Below are 24,355 nucleotides of genomic sequence, written 5' to 3' on the forward strand. Positions count from 1 at the left end.
CGGCTGGGGGTCCGGGGGCCGTCCCCCGGGCCGACGCAGCATCTGAGCCCCGTCGTTGCCGCCCGCCCCTCATCTTTCGCAAGCAGGAGAGAAGAAGTCCCATGGCTGAAGTTCTCGTCTACGTCGACCACGTGGACGGCGCCGTCCGCAAGCCCACCCTGGAACTGCTGACGCTGGCCCGCCGCATCGGTGACCCGGTCGCCGTCGCGCTCGGCGCCGGCGCCGCGAACACCGCCGCCACGCTCGCCGAGCACGGCGCCGTCAAGGTGCTCACCGACGAGGCCGCCGAGTACGCCGACTACCTCGTCGTCCCGAAGGTGGACGCGCTGCAGGCCGCCGTCGAGGCCGTCTCCCCGGCCGCCGTGCTGGTCCCCTCGTCCGCCGAGGCCAAGGAGATCGCCGCCCGTCTCGCGCTGCGCATCGGCGCCGGTGTCATCACCGACGCCGTCGACGTCGAGGCCGACGACAAGGGCCCGGTCGCCACCCAGTCGGTGTTCGCCGCCTCGTACTCCACGAAGACCCGGGTCTCCAAGGGCACCCCGGTCATCACCGTCAAGCCCAACTCGGCCCCCGTCGAGGCCGCCCCGGCCGCCGGCACCGTCGAGGCGCTGTCGGTGACCTTCTCCGCGCAGGCCACCGGCACCAAGGTGACCGGCCGCACCCCGCGCGAGTCGACCGGCCGCCCGGAGCTGACCGAGGCTGCGATCGTGGTCTCCGGCGGCCGTGGCGTCAACGGCAGCGAGAACTTCTCGATCATCGAGGCGCTCGCCGACTCCCTCGGCGCGGCCGTGGGCGCCTCGCGCGCCGCCGTGGACGCCGGCTGGTACCCGCACACCAACCAGGTCGGCCAGACCGGCAAGTCCGTGTCCCCGCAGCTGTACATCGCCAACGGCATCTCCGGCGCCATCCAGCACCGCGCCGGCATGCAGACGTCGAAGACGATCGTGGCGGTCAACAAGGACGCCGAGGCCCCGATCTTCGACCTGGTCGACTACGGCGTGGTCGGCGACCTCTTCGAGGTCGTCCCGCAGCTCACCGAGGAGATCAAGTCCCGCAAGGGCTGATCGCTCTCCTCGCGTGATCCTCGTGTGAGGCCCCCTCGACCGACACGGTCGAGGGGGCCTCACGGCGTTCGGGGCCCTGCTCAGCCCAGGGTCAGGGACGCCTGGACGGGCAGATGGTCGCTCGGGAACTGCCCGTCCAGGGAGAAGGTGTTGATCGACGCCCGGTGCGCGCCGATCCCGGGCGAGGCGAGGATCCAGTCGATGCGGTCGCCGTTTGGGGTCAGCGGGCGGTAGCCGTGGAACGTGGCGTACAGGTCACTCCGCTCGGCCGCCGACTCCCAGGTGTCGACGAGGCCGGCACCCAGCATCGTGTCGTAGACCGGGTTCTTGTGGGCGGCCACATTGAAGTCGCCGGTCACCACCAGCGGCAGGGAACGGTCGAGCCCCGTGATCCGTTCGGTGATCAGGGCCGCGGCACGCGCGCGTGCGTTCTGACTCGCGTTGTCCAGGTGGGTGTCGAGGAAGTAGAACTCCCGCTGCCCGTCCCGCAGGTCACGGAAGCGGACCCAGGTCACCATGCGGATGGAGCCGCCGCCCCAGGTGTTCGAGCCGATCACGGCGGGCGTGTCCGAGAGCCAGAAGTGGTCGTACTCCACCGGGGCGAGTCTGCGGGTGTCGTAGAAGACCGTCATGAACTCGTCCCGGCTGCCGCCCGCGCGGCCCGTGCCGATCCACTCGTAGTGCCCGTCGAGATCCGTGGCGATGTCGCGCACCTGCTGGTACAGGCCCTCCTGGGTGCCGATGACGTGCGGCCGCTCCCGGCGCAGCAGTTCACGGGTGACGGGACGGCGGACGGCCCAGCTGTGGGGTTCGGCGGTGCTCGCGTAGCGCAGGTTGAAGGACATGACCTCCAGGTGGCCGTGGCGGTCCGCCGCCGAGGCGGACGACCTGGAGAGCACCGCACTGGACAGGGGCAGGGCGACCGCGGCGGCGAGCGCGGTCTTGAGTCCCAGGCGGCGCGTGACTCGGCTGTGACGGGGCACGGGATGCTCCTTCTGTGGCCAGTGCCGGTCTGTGGTGCGGACCGTTCTGCGACGGATGCCGGTCGGGTCGTGCGCCTTGCAGTCTCGAAGTTGGGCGTGAACATGTCGAGATGTCGGGATGGACCCCGGGGGAAGTCCGCAGGTGTTCCGGGAGGGGCCCGGGGGAGGATCACCGGACAAGGGGGGTGCCATGAGGGTGTTGACCAGCCGGAAGGTCGCGGATAACTTCGCTCTACGGATTGTTGATTCCGCTGAGCGGAAAACAGGAGGGTGTGGAATGGGTCAGGGTCAGCAGGAGAAGGTGACGACGAGCCTCGCCGGCGCCGTCAGCGAGGAGATCAGCGCCTCCCTCGCCCCGGTCGACGCCGAGTTGGAGCGCCGCTACCCCGGAGACCCCGGCACCCGCCAGCCCGTCCACACCGTGTACGTCCCGGGCGACGCCTTCGCCGCGGACACCGTCCGCTCCTGGGGCGACCAGGCCCTCGCCGCCCTCGACCGGCACGCACCCGACGCGGACTCCCTCGCCGCCGTCCTCGGCCTCTCCGACGACCTCGCGGAGCCCGTGCACGACCGCGTACGCGCCAAACTGGAGCGCGAGCCGATCGAAGACCTGCGCGTCGACTTCGAGGACGGCTACGGGCCGCGTCCCGACGCCGAGGAGGACGAGGCCGCCGCCCGCGCCGCCCGGCTGATCTCCCAGGCCTACCAGGACGGCACGGCTGCCCCCTACATGGGCATCCGGATGAAGTGCATGGAGGCGCCGGTCCGCGACCGGGGCATCCGCACGCTCGACATCTTCCTCACCGGCCTGATGGAGGCCGGCGGACTGCCCGCCGGACTGGTGCTCACCCTCCCGAAGGTCACGTACGCGGAGCAGGTCACCGCGATGGTGCGGCTCCTGGAGGAGTTCGAGAAGGCCCACGGGCTTGAGCGGGGCCGGATCGGGTTCGAGATCCAGATCGAGACCAGCCAGTCCATCCTCGCCACCGACGGCACCGCGACCGTCGCCCGGATGATCCAGGCCGCCGAGGGCCGCGCCACCGGACTGCACTACGGCACCTTCGACTACAGCGCCTGCCTCGGCGTCTCCGCCGCGTACCAGGCCAGCGACCACCCGGCCGCCGACCACGCCAAGGCGATCATGCAGGTCGCGGCGGCCGGTACCGGCGTACGGGTCTCGGACGGCTCCACCAACGTGCTGCCGGTCGGGCCGACGGCGAAGGTCCACGACGCCTGGCGCCTGCACTTCGGCCTCACCCGCCGCGCCCTCGCCCGCGCCTACTACCAGGGCTGGGACATGCACCCCGGACACCTGCCGACCCGGTACGCGGCCGTGTTCGCCTTCTACCGCGAGGGGTTCGAGCAGGCCGCCGCCCGCCTCGTCGCGTACGCCAACCGCGCCGGCGGAGACGTCATGGACGAGCCCGCCACCGCCAAGGCCCTCAGCGGCTATCTGCTGCGCGGCCTGGACTGCGGCGCCCTCGACATCGCGGAGGTGGCACGAGCCACCGGGCTCACGCGCACGGACCTGGAGGGCTTCGCGGTACCGAGGCGGGCGGACCTGACTGTCTCGGCCAAGTAGCGGCCCTGTCACAGCCGCTGCCCCGGGCCCGCACGCTCTCCTTCGCCCCGTACGCTGGGCGGCACTTCATTGACGTGTCACAGGCAGGAACGGGGCAGCGGTGTCGGCGGGGGAGAACCAGCAGCCGGGGGAGCGGGCCAGGCCCGGGGAGAGCGGACAGCCCGACGGGACCGGGCGGCTCCTGGCCGGCCGCTACCGCGTCGTGGCCCCACTGGGCCGCGGCGGAATGGGCGTGGTCTGGCGGGCCCGCGACGAGGTGCTCGGCCGTGAGGTGGCCGTCAAGGAACTGCGCACCTACACGGACGCCGACGGACCCGAACTCGCCGACCTGGGTCTGCGGATGCAGCGCGAGGCCCGCGCGGCGGCCCGGGTGCGCCACCCCGGAGTGATCGCCGTCCACGACGTGGCGGAGATCGACGGCCGCCCGCTGATCGTCATGGAACTGGTGGACGGGCCGTCCCTGGACGACGTCCTGCGCGAGCGCGGCACGATCGACGCCCGCGAGGCCGCCGGGATCGGCGCGAAGGTCATGGACGCGCTCGCCGCCGCCCACCGGGCGGGAGTCCTGCACCGCGACGTGAAACCGGGCAACATCCTGCTCGACCGCTCGGGACGGGTCGTCCTCACGGACTTCGGCATCGCCACGATGGAGGACCCCGGCGACGGCTCCACCACGCATCTCACGCGCAGCGGCGAACTGGTCGGCTCCCTGGACTACCTGGCACCCGAACGGGCCCAGGGGTACGAGCCGGGCCCCGCCTCCGACATCTGGGCGCTCGGCGCCACGCTCTACGCGGCCGTCGAGGGCTCCTCGCCCTTCCGCCGCACGTCCACGTGGTCCACGCTCACGGCGATCGTCGTCGAACCACTGCCCGCACCGCGACGGGCCGGACCGCTCGGGCCCGTCCTGCAGCAGCTGATGCACAAGCAGCCCGAGTCCCGCCCGGAGGCCGGCCGCGCGAGCGAGCTCCTTGACGCGGTGGCGGCGGCGACCGACCAGGACTCGGCGACACGCGGGCTGAGGGCGCCCGCGCCCCCGGCACGGGAGGCGACCGAGCGGAGCGTGCCGGTGATACCGCCGGGGTTCGGACCGCCCCTGCCGATGCCGCAGCCGGCGCCGCAGTCGGCCACCCCGGCAGCCCCGGCTGCGCAGGTCACCCCAGTCGCTCCAGCCACTCCAGTCACCCCGGTGACGCCCGAGCCGGCCGGGCCGGCCGCTCCCCGGCGCCGTGGAGGCCGCGTCCTGCTCGTCGGCGCGGCCGTCGCCGTCGTGCTGGCCTCGACCGGTGTCATCGTCGCCCACCTGACGGACTCCGACGAGGGCGGGTCGGCAGCCAGGACCGGGGCCGCCCGGGACGCGGACGGCACCGCCTCTCCGGGTGCCACCCGCGGCTCGGTCGACCTGACCGACGACAAGAAGAAGCCCACGGGACAGGGCGACAAGAAGGAGTCGTCGACCCCGGGCGACAAGCAGGACCCCACCGGGGACACCGACCGCACCGACGACACCGGACCGGCGGACAGGACACCCGCTCCCTCCTCCGGAGCCACCAAGGGCGGTACCACGGGCGGGAGTTCGGGCGGCGGGGAGACCGAGAGCGCCGCACCGGTCTGCCATGCCGTCGGAGGCGGCAAGTACAACTGCCAGGTCTGGAAGACCGCGGCGTCGTACACCGCCGCGGGCGCGCGGGCGGGCACCCTCAACGCCGGCACCAACTACTTCTACTGCCAGCAGGACCTCGGCCGCCGCGAGACCTCCGGGAGGTGGACCAACACCTGGTGGGCGAAGACCGACGACGACAGCGGCAACACCGGCGTCTGGGTCAGCGACGTCTACGTCCAGGGCGGCGACAACGACGCACCGGTGCCCGGACTGCCCGTCTGCTGACCGCGTGCGTACTTCTCCAGGCCGGAAGCCGTCGTGCGCCCCTCCCGGGCGAAGAGCCGGGTCCCCTCGGCGCACAGTCGCAGGTCGCCGCGCGCCCGGGAGCAGAACTCCTCGGGCGTGGACCCGAACAGCTTCCTCAACCCCGGTGACTCCGCCAGGAGTTCGGTGAGCAGCCGGTGCTCGCCGGGGTGTGCGCGCGGAGTGCCGGTGCCGTCCTGGAGGACACCGTGACGGTTCACATAGAGGTGGACGCCGTCGAGCGCTTCCCCCGGCTCACCCGCCCCGCCCGGCTCCGGCTCGACGCGGAAACCGGCCGAGGGCAGCAGCACGCGATCGTACGCACCCGACGGCCTCGTGACTCCCTCGCTCGCGTCGATCGCGGCCAGCTGCGCCGGGTCCAGCCAGGTGAGGAACAGCTCCCGGGTGTGCCCGGGGGCGCGAAAGGGCGAGGCCGACACGTATCCCAGGGCGCTGACGTGCGCCGACACACCGACCTCCAGCCCGGTGACCCGCGCCTTCACCAGGGGGATCGGGGACGACAGCTCGTACTGGCGCATCTTGTGCCGGAGCTGGGCGGGGGAGGCGTTCGAGCCGACCGCGAGGACGGGCACCCGGCCCGGGAACGTGCGCCGGGTCAGGGGCAGCAGCCGGTCCCCGTCGAGGAGCCCCGACTCCGCGGGCCAGACGCCGGGATAGACCAGCGGGTCCTCGCGCGGTGCCACGGCCAGGCCGAGTGCTTCGAGCGTGCGGTCGGCGGAGCGGTGCCGGGGCTCTCCCATGTGTCAGGCGGCGGGCGGCAGTTCACCCGAGCCGCGGGTGATCAGCCGCGTCGGGAGTTCGATGCGCTCGGGCAGCACGAGCGAGCCGTCGAGCTGGCGGAAGAGACGGTCGGCGGCGGTACGGCCGAGCTGGGCGGCGTCCTGGGCGACCACGGTGACCCCGGGCTGGAGGAGGTCGGCGAGCTCGATGTCGTCGAAACCGACCAGGGCGACCGGGCGGGCGCGCTCGGCGATGACGCGTACGACCGTGACCGTCACGCGGTTGTTGCCCGCGAAGACCGCGGTCACGGGGGAGGAGCCCGAGAGCATCGTCTCGGCCGCCAGACGGACCCGCTCCGGACCGGTGACGCCCAGGGACATCCAGTCGGGCTCCACCGGGATGCCGGCGTCCTCCATCGCGGCGCGATAGCCGCGCAGGCGCTCGGCGGCGGTGTGGATGCGGGGCATGTCCCCGATGAACCCGATCCGGCGATGGCCGTGCGCGATGAGGTGCGCGACGCCGTCGCGCGCGCCGCCGAAGCTGTCGGAGAGCACCACGTCCGCGTCGATCTGCCCGGCGGGGCGGTCCACGAACACCGTGGCGACGCCCGCCTTTATCTCGGGCTCCAGATAGCGGTGGTCGTCCCCGGCCGGGATGACGACGAGCCCGTCCACGCGGCGCGCGCAGAGCGCGAGGACCAGTTCCTGCTCGCGGTCCGGGTCCTCGGCGCTGGAACCGTTGATCAGCAGGGCGCCGTGGGCGCGGGCCACCTCCTCGACCGCGCGGCTCAACGGGCCGTAGAACGGGTCCGCCAGGTCCTCCAGGACCAGGCCGATGCTGGCGGTGCGGCCCTTGCGGAGCACGCGTGCGCTGTCGTTGCGGCGGAAGCCCAGCGCGTCGATGGCCTCCTGCACCCGGCGCTCGGTGTCGGGGGTGACTCCGGGCTCACCGTTGACTACACGCGATACCGTCTTCAGGCCGACCCCGGCACGCGCGGCGACGTCCTTCATCGTCGGGCGGTTGCCGTAGCGGCTCTCGGTTCGGCGGGCGGTCTCGGCCACGATGCGCTGTCCTGTCCTGTAGTCCTGTGGGGCCGCGTCGGTCCTGACGGGCTCGTTGGGCACCCGGATCGGGATGTGGCGTCGAGCATAGAGCCTGGACAACGTTGTCAGATGCGAGAGAGACTGTCCATCGCTTTTCCGGCCCGCTCTCCCCACCGCGCGACCGGCCTGCCCTTTCCTCATGGTCCATCGGGATCCGATCGGGAGAACTGACACTGATGCACACCGACCTCGTGGCCGCGCTCGACATCGGCGGCACCAAGATCGCCGGAGCGCTGGTGGACGGCCACGGCCGGATCCTGCTCCGCGCCCAGCGGCCGACGCCCGCGCAGGAGCACGGCGACATCGTCATCCGGGCCGTCGAGGCCGTGCTCGGCGAGCTGACCGCCTCGCCGCTGTGGAGCAGTGTCACGGCGGTCGGGATCGGCAGCGCCGGGCCCGTGGACGCCTCGGCGGGCACGGTGAGTCCGGTGAACGTGCCCGGCTGGCGCGACTTCCCTCTCGTCGAGCGGGTGCGTGCCGTGACGGACGGGCTGCCCGTCGAGCTGATCGGTGACGGGGTGGCGATCACGGCGGCCGAGCACTGGCAGGGGGCGGCCCGGGGCCACGACAACGCGCTGTGCATGGTCGTCTCGACCGGTGTCGGTGGCGGGCTGGTCCTCGGGGGGAAGCTGCACCCCGGGCCCACGGGCAACTCCGGCCACATCGGCCACATCAGCGTGGACCTGGACGGCGACCTGTGTCCGTGCGGGTCGCGGGGGTGCGTCGAGCGCATCGCCAGCGGGCCGAACATCGCGCGCCGCGCCATCGAGGGCGGCTGGCAGCCGGGTCCCGAGGGCGACGCGTCCGCGGCGGCCGTGGCCGCCGCGGCCCGTGCGGGCGACCCCGTCGCGACGGCCTCCTTCGAACGGGCCGCGCAGGCGCTGGCCGCAGGCATCGCGGCGACCGCGACCCTTGTGGAGATCGACATCGCGGTGATCGGCGGGGGAGTGGGCAAGGCGGGCGAGGTGCTGTTCGCACCGCTGCGGGCCGCACTGCGCGACTACGCGACGCTGTCGTTCGTACAGCGGCTCACGGTGACGCCGGCACAGATGGGCACGGACGCGGGTCTGGTGGGCGCGGCATCGGCGGCACTGAGCCTCCGGCCGACCGGCACGGTCGTTGTCGGCTGAGCCGCCCGCTGTTCTTGGTGGCGGGGGCCTCCGGCCGGGGGTTGTGTGTGACGTGACGGCCGGTGGGGGCTTGTCGCGCAGTTCCTCGCGCCCCTAGGGGGTTGGGGGCGGGGTGCTCCGATTGGTGGGCCTGGGCGACGAAGCGAGCCGTGGGCCCCGCAGGGGCGCGGGGAACGGCGCGCTCAGTCACGACGGGCTGGCACCCGGACGACTGCCGCGTCCGTCCGGGCCCGCACTCGTGAGGGGTGCAGCACCTGGGCCCCGTAGGGGGCGCGGGGAACGGCGCGACGAGCCACGATGGTCCGGCACCCGGAGGACTGCGGCATCCGTTCAGGCCGCGCCTTGGAAGGGCCGGCTGTTGAGGCGGGCCCTCACCCCCGTGGGGCCCAGGGGCGCGGGGAACTGCGCGCTCAGCCACGACGGGCTGGCACCTGGAGGACTGCGGCATCCGTCCGGGCCCGCACTCGTGAGGGGTGCAGCACCTGGGCCCCGTAGGGGGCGCGGGGAACTGCGCGGCCAACCACGACGGGTCCGCACCCGGACGACTGCCGCATCCGTTCAGGCCGCGCCTCGGAAGGGCTGGCTGTTGAGGCAGGCCCTCACCCCCGTGGGGCCCAGGGCGAGGGCCAGGCCGCGCCGGACCCCTCAAGGGAGCAGCGTCAGCAAGCGAGCCGCGCCGCCCCCCAGTCCCCATGGTCCGACGTGATCCCGTCACCCCCGTCCGTGACGACCAGACGCACCACCTTCGCCCCGCTGACGTCCGCGGCAAGCGCCCGCGCAGCGTCCGCGTTCGTGAGGACCCCGGTGGACGCCACCTTCGTACCGTCGGCCCAGATCTCGAACGCGACGGACCCGTCGGCGCCCTCCTCGTCGTCGACGCCGACCTCCGCGCTCACGGTCTCGCACGCCCCGCCCGCGTAGAACTCGACGGCGCTCTCCGCATGGACGCCGAGCCCGGTGGCGTACACGGCACCGTTGACCGTGAGGGGACCGCCGTCGCCCGCCGCGCTCTCACCGTTGCTGGTGTCGCGCTCGGCGGGCCCCCAGCCGTTGGTCGCCGACAGCCAGGGGAGAGCGCCGAGATTCGACGTGCCGGACGGCGGCGCCACCGCGACGGTCGCCGTCAGCGGGAGCACGCTCTCGGCCCGCACCCCGCCGGGCGAGCGGTACACGGCTTTCAGCGTCACGTCGTACGACCCCGGGGGCGTGCCGACGGGCGCGGTCACCGTCCACTTCGTACGCAACGCCCTCCCTGTCGTCAGGGACGCCGCCGTGGTCGGCGAGCCGGCCTTCACCCGCCACCCCTCGGGCCCGGTCACGGTAACGGAGACGCGCTGCGCGGGCGTGCGGCCCAGATCGGTGACCGACGTCGTCAGGGCGGTCGCCCTGCCCGCCTCGGTCAGCGTGCTGCCGTCCACGCCGAGTTCCACGGCGGGCGGGTTGACGGCCCACCGTCCGTCGGCCGAGACGCGGACGAGGACCGTGCCGTGGGCGGGGACGGTCGCCGCGATCGTGCCCGCCGTGTTGTAGCTCTTGTGCTGCCACAGATCGCGCAGTGTGTAGGCGTCCGCCTCGGGCAGTCCGACGGCCTGTGCGCTGGTGGCGACGCGCTGCGGGCTGCCGGTCTCGTTGAAGAGGGCGACCGCGCGGCTGCCGTCCTTCATCTCCTTGGCGACGACCCAGCGACCGCTCTCGGAGGACAGCACCGCGCCCTGCTTGCCGAGCGGGTCCTGGTCGACCGCGATGACCTCCTTGTTGCCGATGATGCCGAAGGTCTCCTCGGACGCGGATCGCAGGTCGGAGCCGATGAGCAGCGGCGCGGCCATGACGGACCACATCGAGAAGTGCGTGCGGTACTCCGTGGCCGTCATCCCGCCGTTGCCGACCTCCAGCATGTCGGGGTCGTTCCACCGCCCGGGACCGGCGTACTGCGCGAGCGGCAGGTTCTGCTTCATGATCGAGAGCATCGAACCCCAGTTGTCACTGATGTCCCCGGTCGTACGCCACAGCTGGCCGACGTCGGCCGCCCACTCCCAGGGCTTGTTCTCGCCCCACTCGCAGATGCTGTAGACGATGGGGCGGCCGGTCGTCTCCGAGGCGGCCTTCAGGGCGTCCCGCATCGTCGTGTAGCGCTGTTTGGCGTCCACGCCCTGGTTGTTGCAGTTGTCGTACTTCAGGTAGTCGACACCCCAGTCCGCGAACTGCCGTGCGTCGCTGTATTCGTGGCCCAGCGCGCCGGGAAATCCCGCGTCGTTGCAGGTCTTGGTACCCGCGCTGGTGTAGATGCCGAGCTTGAGCCCCTTGGCGTGCACGTAGTCCGCGACCGCCTTGATCCCGCCGGGGAAGCGGACGGGGTCCGGCACCAGTTCGCCGTCGGCGTCGCGGGCGGGCAGTGCCCAGCAGTCGTCGAGGTTGACGTACTCGTACCCGGCGTCCTTGAGCCCCTTGTCGACGAAGAGGTCCGCGATCCCCTTGACCATCGCCTCGTCGAACTCCGCCCGGCAGTGCGTGGAGTTCCAGTTGTTGAAGCCCATGGGCGGGGTGAGGGCGAGCCCGTCGTCCGGGGCCGGTGCGGCCGACACCGGCGAAGTCGCTACAGGCGAGGCCGACACCGGCGCGGCCGATGCCGGCGCGGCCGGTGCTGTCGCGGCGCCGGCGGTCGTGACCGGCCCGGCGGTCCCCCAGGTACCGGTCAGGCCCAAGGCGCCGACCAGTCCGGCGGTCAGTGCTCCGACCACTCTTCGGCGAGGTGTGCGGGTGGGAAGGTGACGCATCGTTACGTTCCTCCGTACTCGCGAAAGGTTGGATGTCCGCATGTCCGCGTCATCCGTGCGCGTTTACGGTAGGACCTGTTGCACTGTGGTGGAAGGGATGCGGTCATGGTTGTTCGATATCCCGTCAAATCCCTTGACCACGCGTCTTGGAGCATGCGCCCTGAGCCGTACGTGCGGTTGTGTTGAATTGCGCCAACGGGATTTTCCCGCGCGGTCCACGCCAACCCGGTGCACGGCACCCGACGACGAGAACAGGACATCGGATGTCAGCGGACTCGGCGACGAGCCGACCGTGGGTTTCGGGAAGCCCGACCGTGACCCCTGGGCGGGTCGGCAGTTGAGTGGGGCATGAAGAAGCGCAGCATGCTCGCCATCGCGTCCCTCGCCACCGGCTTCGTGGTGGCGGCCGTCACCCCGTCCCACTCCCTCGACGGTGACGCCCTCAACAGCCTCAGTACGCTCGATGTCCAGGACACCCTCAGCACGGTCGACCAGACGATCAGCGACGGCAGCCTTGCGACGGAGGGCAACTCCCCGGCGCAGGACGGCTGACCGGGCGCTTCCCGCCCGTACGGCCCTGTCGCGACCCCGAAGCCCGGCCCACCGAGGGCCGGGCTTCCGTGCGTGTTCGATCCCTCAAACACGCACTCATCGGGACCTGGCTTCCGTGGCAGGGCGGAGCGGGCAAGCGTCAGGGGCCAACAGCAGAGGGGGGAACCGTGATTGTCGGGATCACGGTTGCGGTGCCCCAGGGTCCGGTCGGCGTTCCTATTTGCTTTGCTTCTATTCGGTCCCGCTACCTGGCCTTACTTAGCTTTCACTCGCTCTAGCCAGCCTTGGGGGGTCCTCTCTACGGCGGGTCCTCGCTGATGGCCTCGCGGTGCTGCCCCGGCGGCGGGGTCGCGGCTACGAAGTCGGCGCTCAGTACGTCGGCGTACGTGGCCAGATCTTCGTGTGTGGCCACCACGGCGCGCACGATCCGGTTGATCGTGTCCGAGCGGGCCAGGCGTGCGCCCCGGGCGCGGTTGGCCGACCCCGTCAGCAGGGCCCCTCGGGAAGTGAAGGTGCCGTAGGCGGCGTTGGTGATGCGGCCGGTCGTCGGGTCGGGTTCGAAGGTTCCGGCGGGGGTGCGCCCGGTGTAGGCGTCGAGCGCGCGGGCGGCGTCGTCGCTGATGGTGACCCTGGTGGTCGCGGTCTCTTCCGCGTTCTTGGGCCGGACCCTCCAGGTGGTGCGGAAGCCCTCGTTGACGCGGCCCTCCAGGTCCAGGGCGCGGATCATGCCGGGGCGCAGCTTCTCGTACCCGAAGTAGCCGTTGAGCAGCAGGTAGATCAGGGCCCGGTCGCGCAGCGCGTCGCGGCCGGTCAGCCGGTCGGCGGCCTGCAGCATCCACCTCGGGCCGTCCCCCCTGAGTCCGGTGCGCTTGGGGTCGGCGGGTACGGGGGCCCCGACGAGGCGGGCCCGGGTGAGCTCCGCGTCGACGCCGTCGGCGATGCCCAGGTTCAGCAGGTGCTGGTAGAAGCTCGTGACGGCGGAGGCCATCGCGGCGCGGGTGGCCAGCGAGTCGTTCCCGTGCATGTCGGAGATCCACACGCCGATGTGGGCGCGGGCGCAGGTGTAGGGGTCCAGTGCGCTGTCGAGGTCGCACCAGTTGAGCCAGGCGGTCACGTAGGCGCGGTAGTGGCGGCGGGCCTCGGAGGAGAACGCGCCGGAGGCCAGCTTGTACGCGCCGCCCTCGGCGGTCCAGTCGGCGAGCTGTCGGTAGGCGTCGTGGACGTCGTCGCAGGGAGCCAGGCGCTCGGGAGAGCAGTCGATCGAGTGGCGGTGCAGGGCGTTCGGCACCCGCGGCACTCTACACGCTAAGTGTGGTAACGGACCTGGTCTCGCCGATGAGCCGCGCGACTCCCGGACCCACCACACGGTACAAACCAGCACTTGGAGGCCGCCACTTGCTGCCCCCACCTCCGCACACGATTCGGACCGGCACCCCCGTACGTTCTTGGAGATCCGGTCGAACTCCGGCCTCTGGGCCGGGACGAGGGGGAGTGGAGTGGGAGGTTCCCCGTCTCCCGCTCCAGTACGAGCGGGCCGTCCTCGCCGGTGCGCTGGTCCGCGGTGGCGGTGAGCTGGTCTGCGAACTGACGGGCGTCGGTGGGGGAGAGCTCAGTCGTCTTCCCGACGTACCGCAGCCGTTTCTCGGTGTCGTAGCGTCTCAAGGCGAGGAGCCCTGGCCGACGGAGGCGGCCGGTGATCGTGCCGGCCACGGCTTCCGTCGGCTGCCGCGCGCACCGTCAACCACCGTCTAGCTCCCGGTGGGTATGGCTGCGTGAGTCCTTAACCACCCTCCTTCGATCTCGGGCGTTAGGACTATGGGCCCCAGCTTTCCCGCAGCTTCAAAGCCTTCGAAGTTTGGAGTGCGCTGCAGACCTACGGCGTCGACGCCTTCCGAGAAGCGGCCGACCGCAGCCTCGACCTCGCCCGACGGCTGTAGGTCGGCGGCTCTCGGTCGTTTGGTCAGCGATGGACGACAGGCGATCCCGATATCCGTGCGAACGGCTGTGACGCTAAACGCGACTCCTCCGCACGGCAGTTGACTGAAGGAGAGAGTCAAACGGGATTCCCGGGACGCTGGTTCGTTAGGGGAGCGGCGACATCCGCTGCGTACCGATGACGCGCAGTACGTCGAGTGCCGATGCTTCGCGTGTATTGGCTGCGGCGGAGAAGACGATCATTGTCTGGTCGGTGTCCGGGAGCAACAGCGTGTCGCAGTCGAGGACGAGGCTTCCCACCTCGGGGTGATCGATGGTCTTGTGCATCGATTGGTGCACTGTCGAGCGTCCGGTGTCCCAGATGGTCCGGAAACGGTCACTGCCAGAGGTCAGTTCTTTGATGAGTCTGCCGAGGCTCAGGTCGTCGGGGTAGCGCGAGTGCGCGGTACGCAGGAGGCTCACCGACTGCTGCGTCCATGCCGTCTCTTCTTCCGGAGTGAATGCCATGCGCGCGTAGCCGGTGCCGAGGATTCGCTGCCAGATGATGTTGCGGCGTTCTTCGGGCCATTGGCTGAGGTCGCCGAGAAGCGCGCACGCCATCGGATTCTGTGCCAGGACGTCGCCTTTGGCTGACAGGACCAAGGTGGGAAGGTCCGTGAGCCGATGGAGCAGCCGTAGCACGCTCGGCCGTATCGACATCTCTATCCCCCCGAGGGGTGGCGGTGCGCTGCCGGCGAGGCGGAAGACTTGATCGCGTTCGTCAGGTTCCAATCGCAGGGCGTGGCTGAGTGCGTTGAGGACCTGAGTGGAGGGCCGCGACCCTCGGCCTTGCTCAAGGCGGACGACGTACTCGACGCTCACTCCTGCGAGCAGGGCCACTTCCTCGCGGCGTAGTCCGGTGACCCGCCGCCTGGGGCCAGCGGTGAGACCGACCTCTGCAGGTGCTATGCGTGCCCGGGCGGCTTTGAGGACACGGGCGAGTTCGAGACGATCCATGGGCCCATCATGCCGCTGACGGCGCCCGACATCCTGGTACAGACGCTCCTACCCTCGGGCGTACCTGTATAGCCATTTGCTGGTGGCCCACCATGGAGTCATGAGCAAGACGCAGGGCCGGTAATGGGGCTGGTCACCAGAGTCATCGGTATTGCCGGCCTCGGTCCGCACCTGCCTCGGTATCCGTTTTCCGAAGGTCCACTTCACTCTGGTGGACGTAGCAGCCGCTTCTCGCTTATTTAATCCGCGTCGGCCCGCCAGTTTGAGACGGAGATCCCTGATGTCCCATTGTTCCGCACCGCTATAGATGAGGCGACGTCTCAGGACCCGCCTGTTTGGCCCACCCGAAGTGACCAGGGAGCAATTTAAATGACGACTGTTTTGATCACCGGCGGCCACTCGGGAATCGGCCTCGCTGCTGCACGTACACTCGCTGCGCAGCGTATCGACATCGTACTGGCGGGACGCAGCTTGGAGCGCATGCAACAGGTCGCAGACGAGCTGCGCGCGGCGCACGGTGTGACCGTGACCCTGCTGACGCTCGACGTGTCATCACTGGCGTCGGTCCGAGCGGGCGCTGTGCAGATCAGGGCGGCAGTCGAGGTCGGCGAGTTGGACTTGCTGGATGCGATCCTCTGTAACGCAGGCGGCCGATTCGACGGCAAGGCCTCTTATAGCCCTGACGGATATGAGACGACCTTCGCAACGAACTGCCTCGGGCATTTCCTGTTTGTCGAGCTTCTGCTTCCCAGTATGACCGAGGACGGCCGGGTCGTGTACACCGTCAGCGGTACCCACGACCCCGATTCGATGGATGGAAAAGCGGTCGGTGCCGCCGTAGAACCGGACGCCACCGCGCTGGCGAATGACGGCAAGAATGGGAAAAAATCACTTTCTGCCGGTAAGCGTTACTCCACCTCGAAATTGTGCACGGTGATGTACGCCTATGAGCTGGACCGCCGTCTTCGCAAGGCCCACAGCTCGATTTCTTCAATCGCCTACGATCCTGGAGCCGTGCCCGGGACCGGGTTCCTTCGCGGAATGCCGAAGCCGATCCAATGGATGTCCACAACGTCCGCCATGCAATGGGCATCTAAGCGCATGGGCATCACGACATCCGATGTTGAATTCTCTGGCGCGTCCCTCGCCGCGCTCGCGACAGCCCCTGAGTTCGTAGGTCAATCCGGCATCTACTTCCAGGCGAAAGAGGGAAAGCTGTCGGCCGTTAGGTCGGCGCGAATTTCCTATGATGGAAAGCGCGCGGAAAGGCTGTGGGACGACTCCAAGCGACTCGTCAATCTGACCTCCGAGGAGGAAGCCCTCCAGTTGCGGTAAGCGCAACCGAGCGGGATTCCTCGGCGCGACGGGACGAAGCGGCCAGAAAGCGGTGAGGGGTGGAGCCGGATCAGATGGCGGCGGGCCGCGCGGTCGGAGCCGGCAGGAGCACCAGTTCGACGACGTGTTCCATCAGCTCTCGGGTCGCCGGCGTCCCGCAAAGGATGCGCTGTGCGAGCCACGGGCCGAGCAGGATCTGGTCGGCCAGGACGATCCCTTCACGTCCAAGACAGCCAGCGCGGACGGCACCACCGCGTACGCCCAGGTCACCTACATCTCCAATGAGGCCGACCTGACCGACGGCGACCACACCGGCCTGGACGAGGCCCTCGAATCGGGCCGTGACCAGGGGCTGACGGTCGAGGCCTCCGGCAACGCGCTGGCCGAGCCCGAGGAGAGCCACACGGCCGAGGCCATCGGCTTCGCCCTGGCAGCCGTCATCCTCCTCATCACCTTCGGCTCCCTTGTCGCCGCCGGACAGCTTCTGATCACCGCGCTGTTGGGAGCGGGGGTGAGCATGGCCGCCATCACCGCGCTCAGCGGCCCGCTCGACCTCAACAGCAACGCCTCCGCTCTCGCCACGATGCTGGGCATCGCGGTCGGCATCGACTACGCCCTGTTCATCGTGTCCTGCTACCGCTCAGAACGCGCCGACGGCTACGACGCCCGCGAGGCCGCCGCCCGCGCCACCGGCACCGCCGGGTCCGCCGTCGTCTTCGCAGGCTTGACCGAGCAGGTGTCCAAGCAGGTGGTCTGCGCGGTGTGGTGCGCATCGACCGGGCTCTCTGCACGCGCGAGGCCACGAACCGGCGCATGCCGCCGCATCGGAACGTGGTGTTACGAGGCGGATGGCGCCGGATGTTCGGCGGATGTGATGCGGCGTCGGTCGAGGAGGTCTCGGTGCATCTCCTCACTGCTGCGCAGGGCGAGTGCGGCCATGGTCAGTGAGGGGTTGGACGTGGCCACCGTGGGCATGCTGCCGCATCCGACGGCATAGAGGTAAGGGTGGTCCCAGCAGCGTTGCCATTCGTCGACCACGGATGTGCGAGGTGAGTCGCCCATGATGTGGGTTCCGGCTCCGTGACCGGCCGCCCTGTAGGCGTAGGGGCGGCCTTCGAACTCGAAGTAGCCGGGCCAGCCGGGCCCCTGTTCGAAACGTGTATGGTCCTCCGCGCCCAGCAGGTCGAAGAGCTGGTCCGAAACCGTCTTCGCGGCGACGATGCCGCGTTTGACGTAGTCGGACAAGTCGTAGTGGATGACCGGCCGCGGAGTGCCCAGCGCGTCGCGGTGACGAGAATCGATGGTCACGCGGTTCGCCGGGTCGGCCTCCTGTTCAATCTCGAACTGGAAGGCGAACTCGCGTCCGATCTGGTCGCCGAGCGCCCGCCGCAGTTCCGTACCGAGGATGCCGCGGCCGTCGGACCCTCCGGTGCCGAGGAATTCGGCGACCCGTTGCTCGGGCGGTCCCAGGGACCAGGTCCAGCCCCAGTTGCCGATCTCCACGCGAAACGGAGCACGCCGGGTACGCGCGGCGCCGAAGCGGAATCCCTCCAGTCCGGAAGTCGAGCCGGGGCCACGATAAGCACCGACCTGCTGGGGCATCAGGCCCCATGTCAGCAGGACCGGGTGGTCCATCAGGTTGCGGCCGACCTGGTCGCTGCTGTTGGCGGCCTCGGAGAGGAGGAGGAGCTTGGCGTTCTCGATCGCGTGCGCGGCCAGGACGACGAGGTCCGCGTCGACGCTGTGGGTCACTGCTTCGGCGGTGTCGTCACGGTAGGACCGGTATTCGACACCTGCGGCCCGCCCGTCGGCTCCGATCCGGACCCGTGTGACGACCGCCCGGGTGACAAGGGTGACGGACGAGCCCCAGCGGGCCTGGGTCTTGAGGGGCGTGTACTTCGCCTGGGACGGGCAGATCGGTACGCAACTGGCGTAGCCCTGGCACAGCGTTCCCTGATCTGGCTGCCCCAATCCCGCGGCGGGCCGGTAGTCGGCGCCGTCGTCGTAGGAGGGATGGGGCAGGCCGTTGCGGGCGTGTGGTGTCGTGACGACGCGCAGACGGACCGGATCGTCCGCCCCGGGATCCCGAATGGTCCCGCCGTCCAGGGACTTCGTCATCACCTGGTCCAGGTAGCTCTGCGGGATGGACCGCATGGGGAACTGGTAGCCGTCCGGGAACGGCAGGCCGACTTCCGCACGCTGCTCCTCGGCGTCGCCGGCCACCCCGATCTCCCGCTCGGCCGCGCGGTAGTACGGTTCCAGGTCGTCGTAGCCGAGAGGCCAGTTCCGCCCCTGCCCGAAGTCCCCGGCGCGGAAGTCCTCGGGGTGCATCCGGGGCGCGAGTCCGGTCCAGGCCAGTCCGGTGCCGCCGTTGGCCCGCAGGTATCCGCTGCCGTACGGAAGCGGACCGTTCTGCACGAAGTACTCGCCGACATCGGACATCGCCGGCGACGGTGCCGCTTTACTCGTCCGGTAGGGCGAGTTGGGCACCTTGAGCAGTGCTGTGCGGTACGTCTCGACCGCGTCCGCGTGTCCCCCGTCCGAGCTGGACGCGCCGTGTCCGGCCTCCAGCACCAGGACCCGCCAGCCCTGGTCGCCCAGGCGTTTGGCCACCAGGGAACCCGCGAAACCTCCACCGACCACGACCACGTCCCACCGAAGCTCCTGCGGACCGCTCATCGCACGACCACCGACTCGGTGTCACGTGCTCCCGTGGGCGCTGCCCCGGACGGGGCGTCGGCCCAGCTCCCGTGCGCCTGCGCCGTCGCGCCGGGCGCGTTCCCGCCGAACGCACGCCATACGAGACCCTGTTCATAGGCCCGCGACGAGACCACGTACGGCCCGGCCTCCGGTGTCCGCGCTCCGTTGTCCGGGGACGGCGGGTCCGGCAGGCCTGGCCACGTTCCGACGTACCAGAGGTGGGTGATCGCCCGCGCCAGCTCCCGGGTGGAATCGTCCTCGAAACGCGGCGGGCCGTCGGGGGTGCCCGCCACCGAGTCGGCGAGCTGGTCGAGCCGCTCAGCCCCTGCCTGATCCACGACGACCTGCCGGTACGTGTCCAACATGCCGGTCTCCTGCAACTCCCTGCAGTCGAAACCGGTCAGGTCCGCAGACAGGGCGGCGAACTGGTGGAGTTCCATGCTCTCGAAATCCTTTTTCCTATGAGGTCAGACAAGTTCTTGTCGTACGCGCGCGCCCTCGCGGGACGGTGAGCCCGCGCGGGTCGGACGCGCGCCGGGTCGCTGGGGGGGGGGCACGGCCGAAGCCCGGACCGGTACCGGCGCCCCCGCGTCAGCGGCGTACCGCCGTGGCGGTTGCACCGGATCGGGCACGGCGAACCACATTCCGCGCGATGAGAGGGTGTTCGCTCCCGGGTACGTCGTCGTCCTCGGGTGGGTCCGTGATGTAGAGCTTCGACCCCGGCGACGTCTCGGCGCCGGCACTGCCGTCGCTGTGCCGGCCGTTCCCGGCCACGGCCGCAGACGCGGAGTCGAGCGCCGCGTAGTCCAGCCGTACGTAGTCGTCGATGAGTGCAACGGCCCGCGGAGTGCCGCCGGTTCGACGACGTGTCCGCAGCGCCGGGCCCTCCGGTGAGCCGGGGTTCCCGGCACCGTGTGCCCCGGGAGTCCCGTCGCAGATCGCCATCACTGCTCCCGTGTGCCGGGGAGGAGCGGAGGCCGGGCCTCGGCCGGGCCGGTACCGCCTTCCGCGTCGGGGCCGAACCGGTTCAGTTCGGCCGTGATGACGGCGGCGACGCGCGGGAGTTCGTCGCTCTCCAGCATGTCCCAGTGGCCGCAGTCCACCGGTTCCACCACGAAGCCGCCGCCGGCGCGGCGCTGCCAGAACGCGCGCAGTCGGGCGGCTGCCTCACCGTCCTCGTCGTCCTCCACGGCCATGGCCTGCATGAGCACCGTGCGGGCCTGCGAGTCGGGCACCACGTAGGCGAGGCCGGTTGCCTGGTGGTGGTTGTACACCGTGAGGTACCGGGCGACCTGGTCGTCGTCGATGCCCGGGTACATGCCGTTGAAGCGGATCAGCTTCTGCCGGAACTCGTCCATGCCGGTCGGCGTGAACGGGGCGTGCCGTTCCGCGTCCTCGGCGCCGCGGGTGTCGAGCAGGACCGCGCTCACCCTTTCGTGCCCGGCCGCCGCCAACTGGCGGCCCATCTCGTGGGCGATCAGCCCCCCGTAGGACAGCCCGCACAGCACCAGTGCCTCGTCGGGGCGGGGACCGACGAGCCGCAGGTACTCCTGGGCGACGGCCTCCACGGTCGGCAGGGTCGACTCACCGGGATTGATCCCCGGGGCCTGCAGGCCCACCACGCCGACGTCCTCCGGGAGCGCGGTGGACAACGGCAGATAGCAGAAGGCGGTGCCGCCGGCGGGGTGGACGCACACGACGCGCTGCCGGCCGTTCCCGGCGCGGAACTCGACCAGGCTGCTGTGGTTCGCGGGTCCGGCGGTCCCGGAGAGGGCGCCGCGAACGAACTCCGAGAGCGCCTCGATCGTGGGACGCAGCATGACGTCCCGGACCGGCAACGCCACGCCGAGTTCCTCCTGCACGGCGTGTGCCATCTTGATCGCCGAGATCGAGGTGCCGCCGAGCTCGAAGAAGTTGTCCGCGACCCCGACGTCCGGGTGCAGCAGCACTTGCCGCCAGATCCGGTACAGGGCCATCTCGACGTGGTCACGGGGTGCGGCCGTGTTGACCCGCCCGGCGCGGGTGCCGGCGGTCGCGCTCAGCACCGCCTCCCGGTCCACCTTGCCGTTGCGGTTCAGCGGCAGCCGCGCGAACTCGGCGACGACCGCGGGGATCATGTAGTCCGGCAGCCGTTCCCCCAGCGCGAGACGCCATTCGTGGGGTGTCCGGTCGGGCCCGGGGTCGCGTCCCACGCCGGCCACCAGGTGCGGGTCGTCCGGCGTCCGGCGGTCGGCCAGGACGACCGCCTCCCGCACCCCGGGCACCGCCAGCAGAGCGGCCTCCACCTCGCCGGGCTCGATGCGGAAGCCGCGCAGCTTGAGCTGGTCGTCGTGGCGGCCGACGTACTGGGCGTTGCCGTCCGGCAGCCAGCGCGCCAGGTCGCCGGTGCGGTAGAGGCGTTCTCCGGGCACGAACGGGTCCGGTACGAAACGCTCGTCGGTGAGGTCGGGCCGGTGAAGGTACCCGTGCGCCAGGCTTGCGCCTCCCGCGTACACCTCGCCGGGAACTCCCACGGGCACCGGGCGCATGCGGTCGTCCAGCAGGTACAGACGCGTGCCGCGCAACGGCCGCCCGATGGGGCAGGACCGCGAGCGGGCCTGCGGATCGGTGTACGCGGTGGTGTAGAGCGTGGCTTCGGTCGGTCCGTAGCCGTAGCAGATACGAAGGCCCGGCAGTGCCTCGCGCATGCGGTGCAACGCGGCTTCCGGCAGGGACTCCACGCCGGTGAGGAGCTGGCGCAGGCTCAGCCCGGCCAGCCGCCGGGACGGGTCCTCGTCGATCCACATGATGTAGGAAGGGGGCAGGAAGGCCTGGGCCACCCGCCGCTCCCGCAGCCAGTCCATGAGCGCCCCGGGGTCGCCACGAAGCTCGTCGGGTACGAGGTGGAGCACCGCGCCCGTCGTCAGCGGTACGAGGAGTTCGTGGACCGAAGCGTCGAAGCCGATGCTCGACCAGGCCGACGCGGCTTCGCCCGCGGCGTCGCCCATGAGCTCGTGCCAGTGGTCGAGGAGGTTGACGACGCTGCCGTGGGTCACCGCCACCCCCTTGGGGCGGCCGGTCGACCCGGAGGTGTAGATGACGTAGGCCAACCGGGCAGGGTCCGGGGCGATCCGCGGCGCGGTCTCCCGCGTGCCCTCCGCCTCGACGGCGGCCAGGTCCTGCCAGAGTCCGCCGTCGGGCGCCGGGGCCGTGTGGTCGGTCAGCACCAGCGCCGGCTCGGCATCGGCCACCATGGCCGCGAGCCGTTCGGCGGGCTGCCCGGGGTCGAGCGGGAGGTAGGCGGCCCCGGCCTTGAGGACACCGAGGACCCCGACGACCAGTTCGAGCGTGCGCCCGGCGTGCAGGCCCACCACCTGGCCGGGGCGGACTCCGCGGGCGGTCAGGGCGCTCGCCAGCCGGTCGGCTCGCAGGTCCAGCGCCGCGTAGGTCACTTCCGCGTCCCCGGCGACCACCGCCGGCTGTTCGGGCCGGGTCCGCACCTGCTCCGCGAAACGCTCCAGCAGGGCGGCGGACGCCGGTGTCACCGGGTCGCCTCCCCAGCTGAACGTCGACAGGATCTCTCGCTGCTCGTCCTCGTCCAGCAGGGTGAGGTCGCCGACGTCCGCCGCGGGCCGCTCGGTCATCAGCCGGAACACCCGCAGCAGTTGGCGTGCGAACCGCTCGACGGTCGTCTGGTCGAAGAGCGCGGTGGCGTACTCGATCCCGCCGACCAGGCGCCGGCCCTCGTCGGCGACGACCGCCACCAGGTCGAATTTCGCGGCGACATGTGAGTCGTCCTCACGCACCTCGACGCTCACGCCGGGAAATTCGAGCTCCTGCCGCATGGAGGGAACCCAGGCGACCATCGTCTGGAACAGGGCCGTGTAGGCCGGACTCCGCGGCGGGTTGACCAGCTCCACGACCCGTTCGAAAGGCAGGTCCACATGGGCGAGGTCGTCACGCAGCCGCTGGTTCACGCGCTTCAGCGCCTCCCCGACGGTCGGTGAGCCGGACAGGTCGGCGCGCACGGCAAGGGTGTTGGCCAAGAAGCCGATGAGGCCTCCGACGTCGCCCTGCCGGCGGTTGGCCGTCGGGGTGCCGACAACGATGTCCTCCTGCCCGGAGAGCAGGGACAGCAGCAGCGACCAGCCGGTCAGGACCGTCGCGTACAAGGAGACCCCGTGCTCCTTCGCCAGGGCTCGCAGCGCCTGGGTGAGGTCCTCGTCGACGACCAGGGCCGCCCTGCCGCCCCGGAAATCCTGCTCGGGCGGACGGGTCCGGTCGGTGGGCAGGGGGAGCACGGCCGGGACCCCGCTCAGCGCACCGGTCCAGTACTCGGCGTACGCGGCGGACTCCTCTCCCGCCATCCAGTCCCACTGCCAGCGGGTGTAGTCGCTGTACTGCCACCGCAGTTCCGGCAGCGACACTTCCTGTCCTTCGTGCAGCGCGGCGTACATCGTGCTCAGTTCCCGCAGCAGCAGGGACTGGGACCAGCCGTCGAAAATGAGGTGGTGGGCCGTGAGCAGAAGGACGTGGTGGTCCTCACCGAGCACGACCAGACGGCCGCGCGTCATGGCCTCCTCCCCGAGGCGGAAGGGAGTGCTTCCCACCGCCCGCTGCGCCTGTGCGAGGCGCTCGTCCGCGTCCGGCATCCCTCTCAGATCCTCGACGGTGACGGGGAAGCCCGTCTCCGGGGGATCGACGACCTGAAGGGCCGAGCCCTCGGCCGGCACCAGCCGGGTGCGGAGCGCTTCGTGCCGGGCGGCGAGCAGGTGCAGCGCCTGGACGAGGAGGTCCGCGTCCAGCGGCCCCTTGAGGTCGAAGTTCATGAGCCCGTGGTACGCGGCGCTGGCCTCCCCACCCATCCGCGCCAGGACCCACAACCGCTCCTGTGCCAACGACAGGGGGGCAGGGTCGGACGAGGGGACGCCGGCGGGGCCTGATGCCGATGAGGCCGACAGGGTGGACGGGAGAATTCGGGGGGTGGCAATGCGAGGCACAAGGTCTCCTTCATGAGAAAGGAAGACGGCGAGACAGGCGCGGGACGCGGCGCAGGGACGGCCTGTGTCCGGTCGGCCGCACCGGCGACCGGGAGCATGGCGAGGGCGACAGCTGAATGCGTGGTGTCCGCGTCGCGCCTCGGCGTGCCGGGCAGGATTCCGAGGCGCCCGTCCGGCGGCGGGCTTTCGTCGTAACTCAGGAATGTTTATCGGCGCATCACTCGCGACGTGATGTCAGGGATATTGGTCGAAGCAGCTGGACTAGCAATAAATAACTAGCAATGCATATGGCTCATCACGAATTGATGGTTCGTCATGCAAAAGTACATCCCAGACTGCTTTAAAGGTCAACAGTGACGCAGGTCACACGCTTGCCTGGCGTCGAAGTGTTTGGGTCCGGCATGTCTAGAAAAAGGGTAAGGCGGCAATTCTGTCAAATATCACCACCCTTCCGTCATGGGGAACTGGGTGAGGGAAGTCCGATGCGCGCCGAAAAGGCGTGCGTTCCGGCGATGTCGAATCTCCCGCTCTTGCGGCGGGTCGTCGAAACCCGCGCGCCCTCCGGCCCGTCTAAA

The 24,355-nt window shown here is 70.6% G+C and carries 17 protein-coding genes and 1 pseudogene; 8 read left to right on the forward strand and 10 right to left on the reverse strand.

The features are described 5' to 3' along the window. Positions 1 to 101: 101 nt before the first annotated feature. Entirely contained in the window at positions 102 to 1,064 is a 963-nt protein-coding gene (locus tag ACFVH5_RS20240) for an electron transfer flavoprotein subunit alpha/FixB family protein (protein WP_384799086.1), read from the forward strand. Positions 1,065 to 1,144: 80 nt separating this feature from the next. On the opposite strand, the gene ACFVH5_RS20245 is transcribed toward ACFVH5_RS20240, so the two are convergent. After that, entirely contained in the window at positions 1,145 to 2,047 is a 903-nt protein-coding gene (locus ACFVH5_RS20245) for an endonuclease/exonuclease/phosphatase family protein (RefSeq protein ID WP_385835027.1), read from the reverse strand. A gap of 277 nt (positions 2,048 to 2,324) precedes the next feature. Here ACFVH5_RS20245 and ACFVH5_RS20250 point away from each other — a divergent pair, with 277 nt between their 5' ends. Both ACFVH5_RS20250 and ACFVH5_RS20255 read left to right on the forward strand, forming a co-directional pair. Beyond that, entirely contained in the window at positions 2,325 to 3,629 is a 1,305-nt protein-coding gene (locus ACFVH5_RS20250; RefSeq protein WP_385835028.1) for a DUF6986 family protein, read from the forward strand. A 100-nt stretch (positions 3,630 to 3,729) separates the two neighbouring features. Beyond that, complete coding sequence (locus ACFVH5_RS20255; RefSeq protein ID WP_385835029.1) at positions 3,730 to 5,517, forward strand: protein kinase; 1,788 nt, start codon at positions 3,730 to 3,732, stop codon at positions 5,515 to 5,517. Here ACFVH5_RS20255 and ACFVH5_RS20260 read toward each other — a convergent pair. Together ACFVH5_RS20260 and ACFVH5_RS20265 are read right to left on the reverse strand one after the other, a co-directional pair. Next, a complete protein-coding gene (locus ACFVH5_RS20260; protein ID WP_385835030.1) occupies positions 5,463 to 6,296 on the reverse strand; it encodes a hypothetical protein in 834 nt (277 codons plus the stop codon). The two genes, ACFVH5_RS20255 and ACFVH5_RS20260, sit on opposite strands and share 55 nt — an antisense overlap. A 3-nt stretch (positions 6,297 to 6,299) precedes the next feature. Next, positions 6,300 to 7,337, reverse strand: a complete 1,038-nt coding sequence (locus tag ACFVH5_RS20265) for a LacI family DNA-binding transcriptional regulator (RefSeq protein ID WP_189773956.1) — start codon at positions 7,335 to 7,337, stop codon at positions 6,300 to 6,302. A 218-nt stretch (positions 7,338 to 7,555) separates the two neighbouring features. On the opposite strand from ACFVH5_RS20265, the gene ACFVH5_RS20270 reads away from it, so the two are divergent. Next, positions 7,556 to 8,509, forward strand: coding sequence for an ROK family protein (locus ACFVH5_RS20270; protein WP_384799072.1), 954 nt, complete (start codon positions 7,556 to 7,558; stop codon positions 8,507 to 8,509). A gap of 659 nt (positions 8,510 to 9,168) precedes the next feature. Here ACFVH5_RS20270 and ACFVH5_RS20275 read toward each other — a convergent pair. After that, positions 9,169 to 11,283 carry an NPCBM/NEW2 domain-containing protein gene (locus ACFVH5_RS20275; protein WP_385835031.1) on the reverse strand — a complete coding sequence of 705 codons (2,115 nt, stop codon included), beginning with the start codon at positions 11,281 to 11,283 and terminating at the stop codon, positions 9,169 to 9,171. 348 nt (positions 11,284 to 11,631) lie between these two features. Between ACFVH5_RS20275 and ACFVH5_RS20280 the strand changes: the two genes are divergently transcribed. Then, on the forward strand, positions 11,632 to 11,835 hold the full coding sequence (locus ACFVH5_RS20280) for a hypothetical protein (protein WP_384799066.1): 204 nt from the start codon (positions 11,632 to 11,634) through the stop codon (positions 11,833 to 11,835). A 298-nt stretch (positions 11,836 to 12,133) separates the two neighbouring features. Here ACFVH5_RS20280 and ACFVH5_RS20285 read toward each other — a convergent pair whose 3' ends face one another. Next, the gene (locus ACFVH5_RS20285; RefSeq protein WP_385835032.1) at positions 12,134 to 13,123 is read right to left on the reverse strand and encodes a hypothetical protein; all 990 of its coding nucleotides are present in this window, start codon (positions 13,121 to 13,123) and stop codon (positions 12,134 to 12,136) included. A gap of 203 nt (positions 13,124 to 13,326) precedes the next feature. On the opposite strand from ACFVH5_RS20285, the gene ACFVH5_RS20290 reads away from it, so the two are divergent. Beyond that, on the forward strand, positions 13,327 to 13,587 hold the full coding sequence (locus ACFVH5_RS20290) for a hypothetical protein (RefSeq protein WP_385835033.1): 261 nt from the start codon (positions 13,327 to 13,329) through the stop codon (positions 13,585 to 13,587). A 330-nt stretch (positions 13,588 to 13,917) separates the two neighbouring features. Here the strand turns inward: ACFVH5_RS20290 and ACFVH5_RS20295 are convergent, their stop codons facing one another. Further along, positions 13,918 to 14,766, reverse strand: a complete 849-nt coding sequence (locus ACFVH5_RS20295) for a helix-turn-helix domain-containing protein (protein WP_385835034.1) — start codon at positions 14,764 to 14,766, stop codon at positions 13,918 to 13,920. A gap of 369 nt (positions 14,767 to 15,135) precedes the next feature. Here ACFVH5_RS20295 and ACFVH5_RS20300 point away from each other — a divergent pair, with 369 nt between their 5' ends. Both ACFVH5_RS20300 and ACFVH5_RS20305 read left to right on the forward strand, forming a co-directional pair. Continuing rightward, positions 15,136 to 16,101, forward strand: a complete 966-nt coding sequence (locus ACFVH5_RS20300) for an SDR family NAD(P)-dependent oxidoreductase (protein WP_385835035.1) — start codon at positions 15,136 to 15,138, stop codon at positions 16,099 to 16,101. A 124-nt stretch (positions 16,102 to 16,225) separates the two neighbouring features. After that, a pseudogene (locus ACFVH5_RS20305) lies at positions 16,226 to 16,771 on the forward strand (MMPL family transporter); the annotation flags it as partial. A 167-nt stretch (positions 16,772 to 16,938) separates the two neighbouring features. Here ACFVH5_RS20305 and ACFVH5_RS20310 read toward each other — a convergent pair. The 4 genes from ACFVH5_RS20310 to ACFVH5_RS20325 all read right to left on the reverse strand — a co-directional run bounded on the left by ACFVH5_RS20310 (position 16,939) and on the right by ACFVH5_RS20325 (position 23,780). After that, the gene (locus ACFVH5_RS20310; protein WP_385835036.1) at positions 16,939 to 18,780 is read right to left on the reverse strand and encodes a GMC family oxidoreductase; all 1,842 of its coding nucleotides are present in this window, start codon (positions 18,778 to 18,780) and stop codon (positions 16,939 to 16,941) included. Next, the gene (locus ACFVH5_RS20315) at positions 18,777 to 19,241 is read right to left on the reverse strand and encodes a hypothetical protein (RefSeq protein WP_385835037.1); all 465 of its coding nucleotides are present in this window, start codon (positions 19,239 to 19,241) and stop codon (positions 18,777 to 18,779) included. The genes ACFVH5_RS20310 and ACFVH5_RS20315 overlap by 4 nt, the downstream gene beginning before the upstream one ends. A gap of 151 nt (positions 19,242 to 19,392) precedes the next feature. Continuing rightward, entirely contained in the window at positions 19,393 to 19,746 is a 354-nt protein-coding gene (locus tag ACFVH5_RS20320; RefSeq protein ID WP_385835038.1) for a hypothetical protein, read from the reverse strand. Continuing rightward, positions 19,746 to 23,780 (reverse strand): amino acid adenylation domain-containing protein, encoded by a 4,035-nt coding sequence (locus tag ACFVH5_RS20325; protein ID WP_385835039.1) that lies wholly within the window; start codon positions 23,778 to 23,780, stop codon positions 19,746 to 19,748. Before ACFVH5_RS20325 ends, ACFVH5_RS20320 begins: the two co-directional genes overlap by 1 nt. Positions 23,781 to 24,355: the final 575 nt, after the last annotated feature.

The organism is Streptomyces sp. NPDC127119 (genome assembly GCF_042677425.1).
GTDB lineage: Bacteria > Actinomycetota > Actinomycetes > Streptomycetales > Streptomycetaceae > Streptomyces.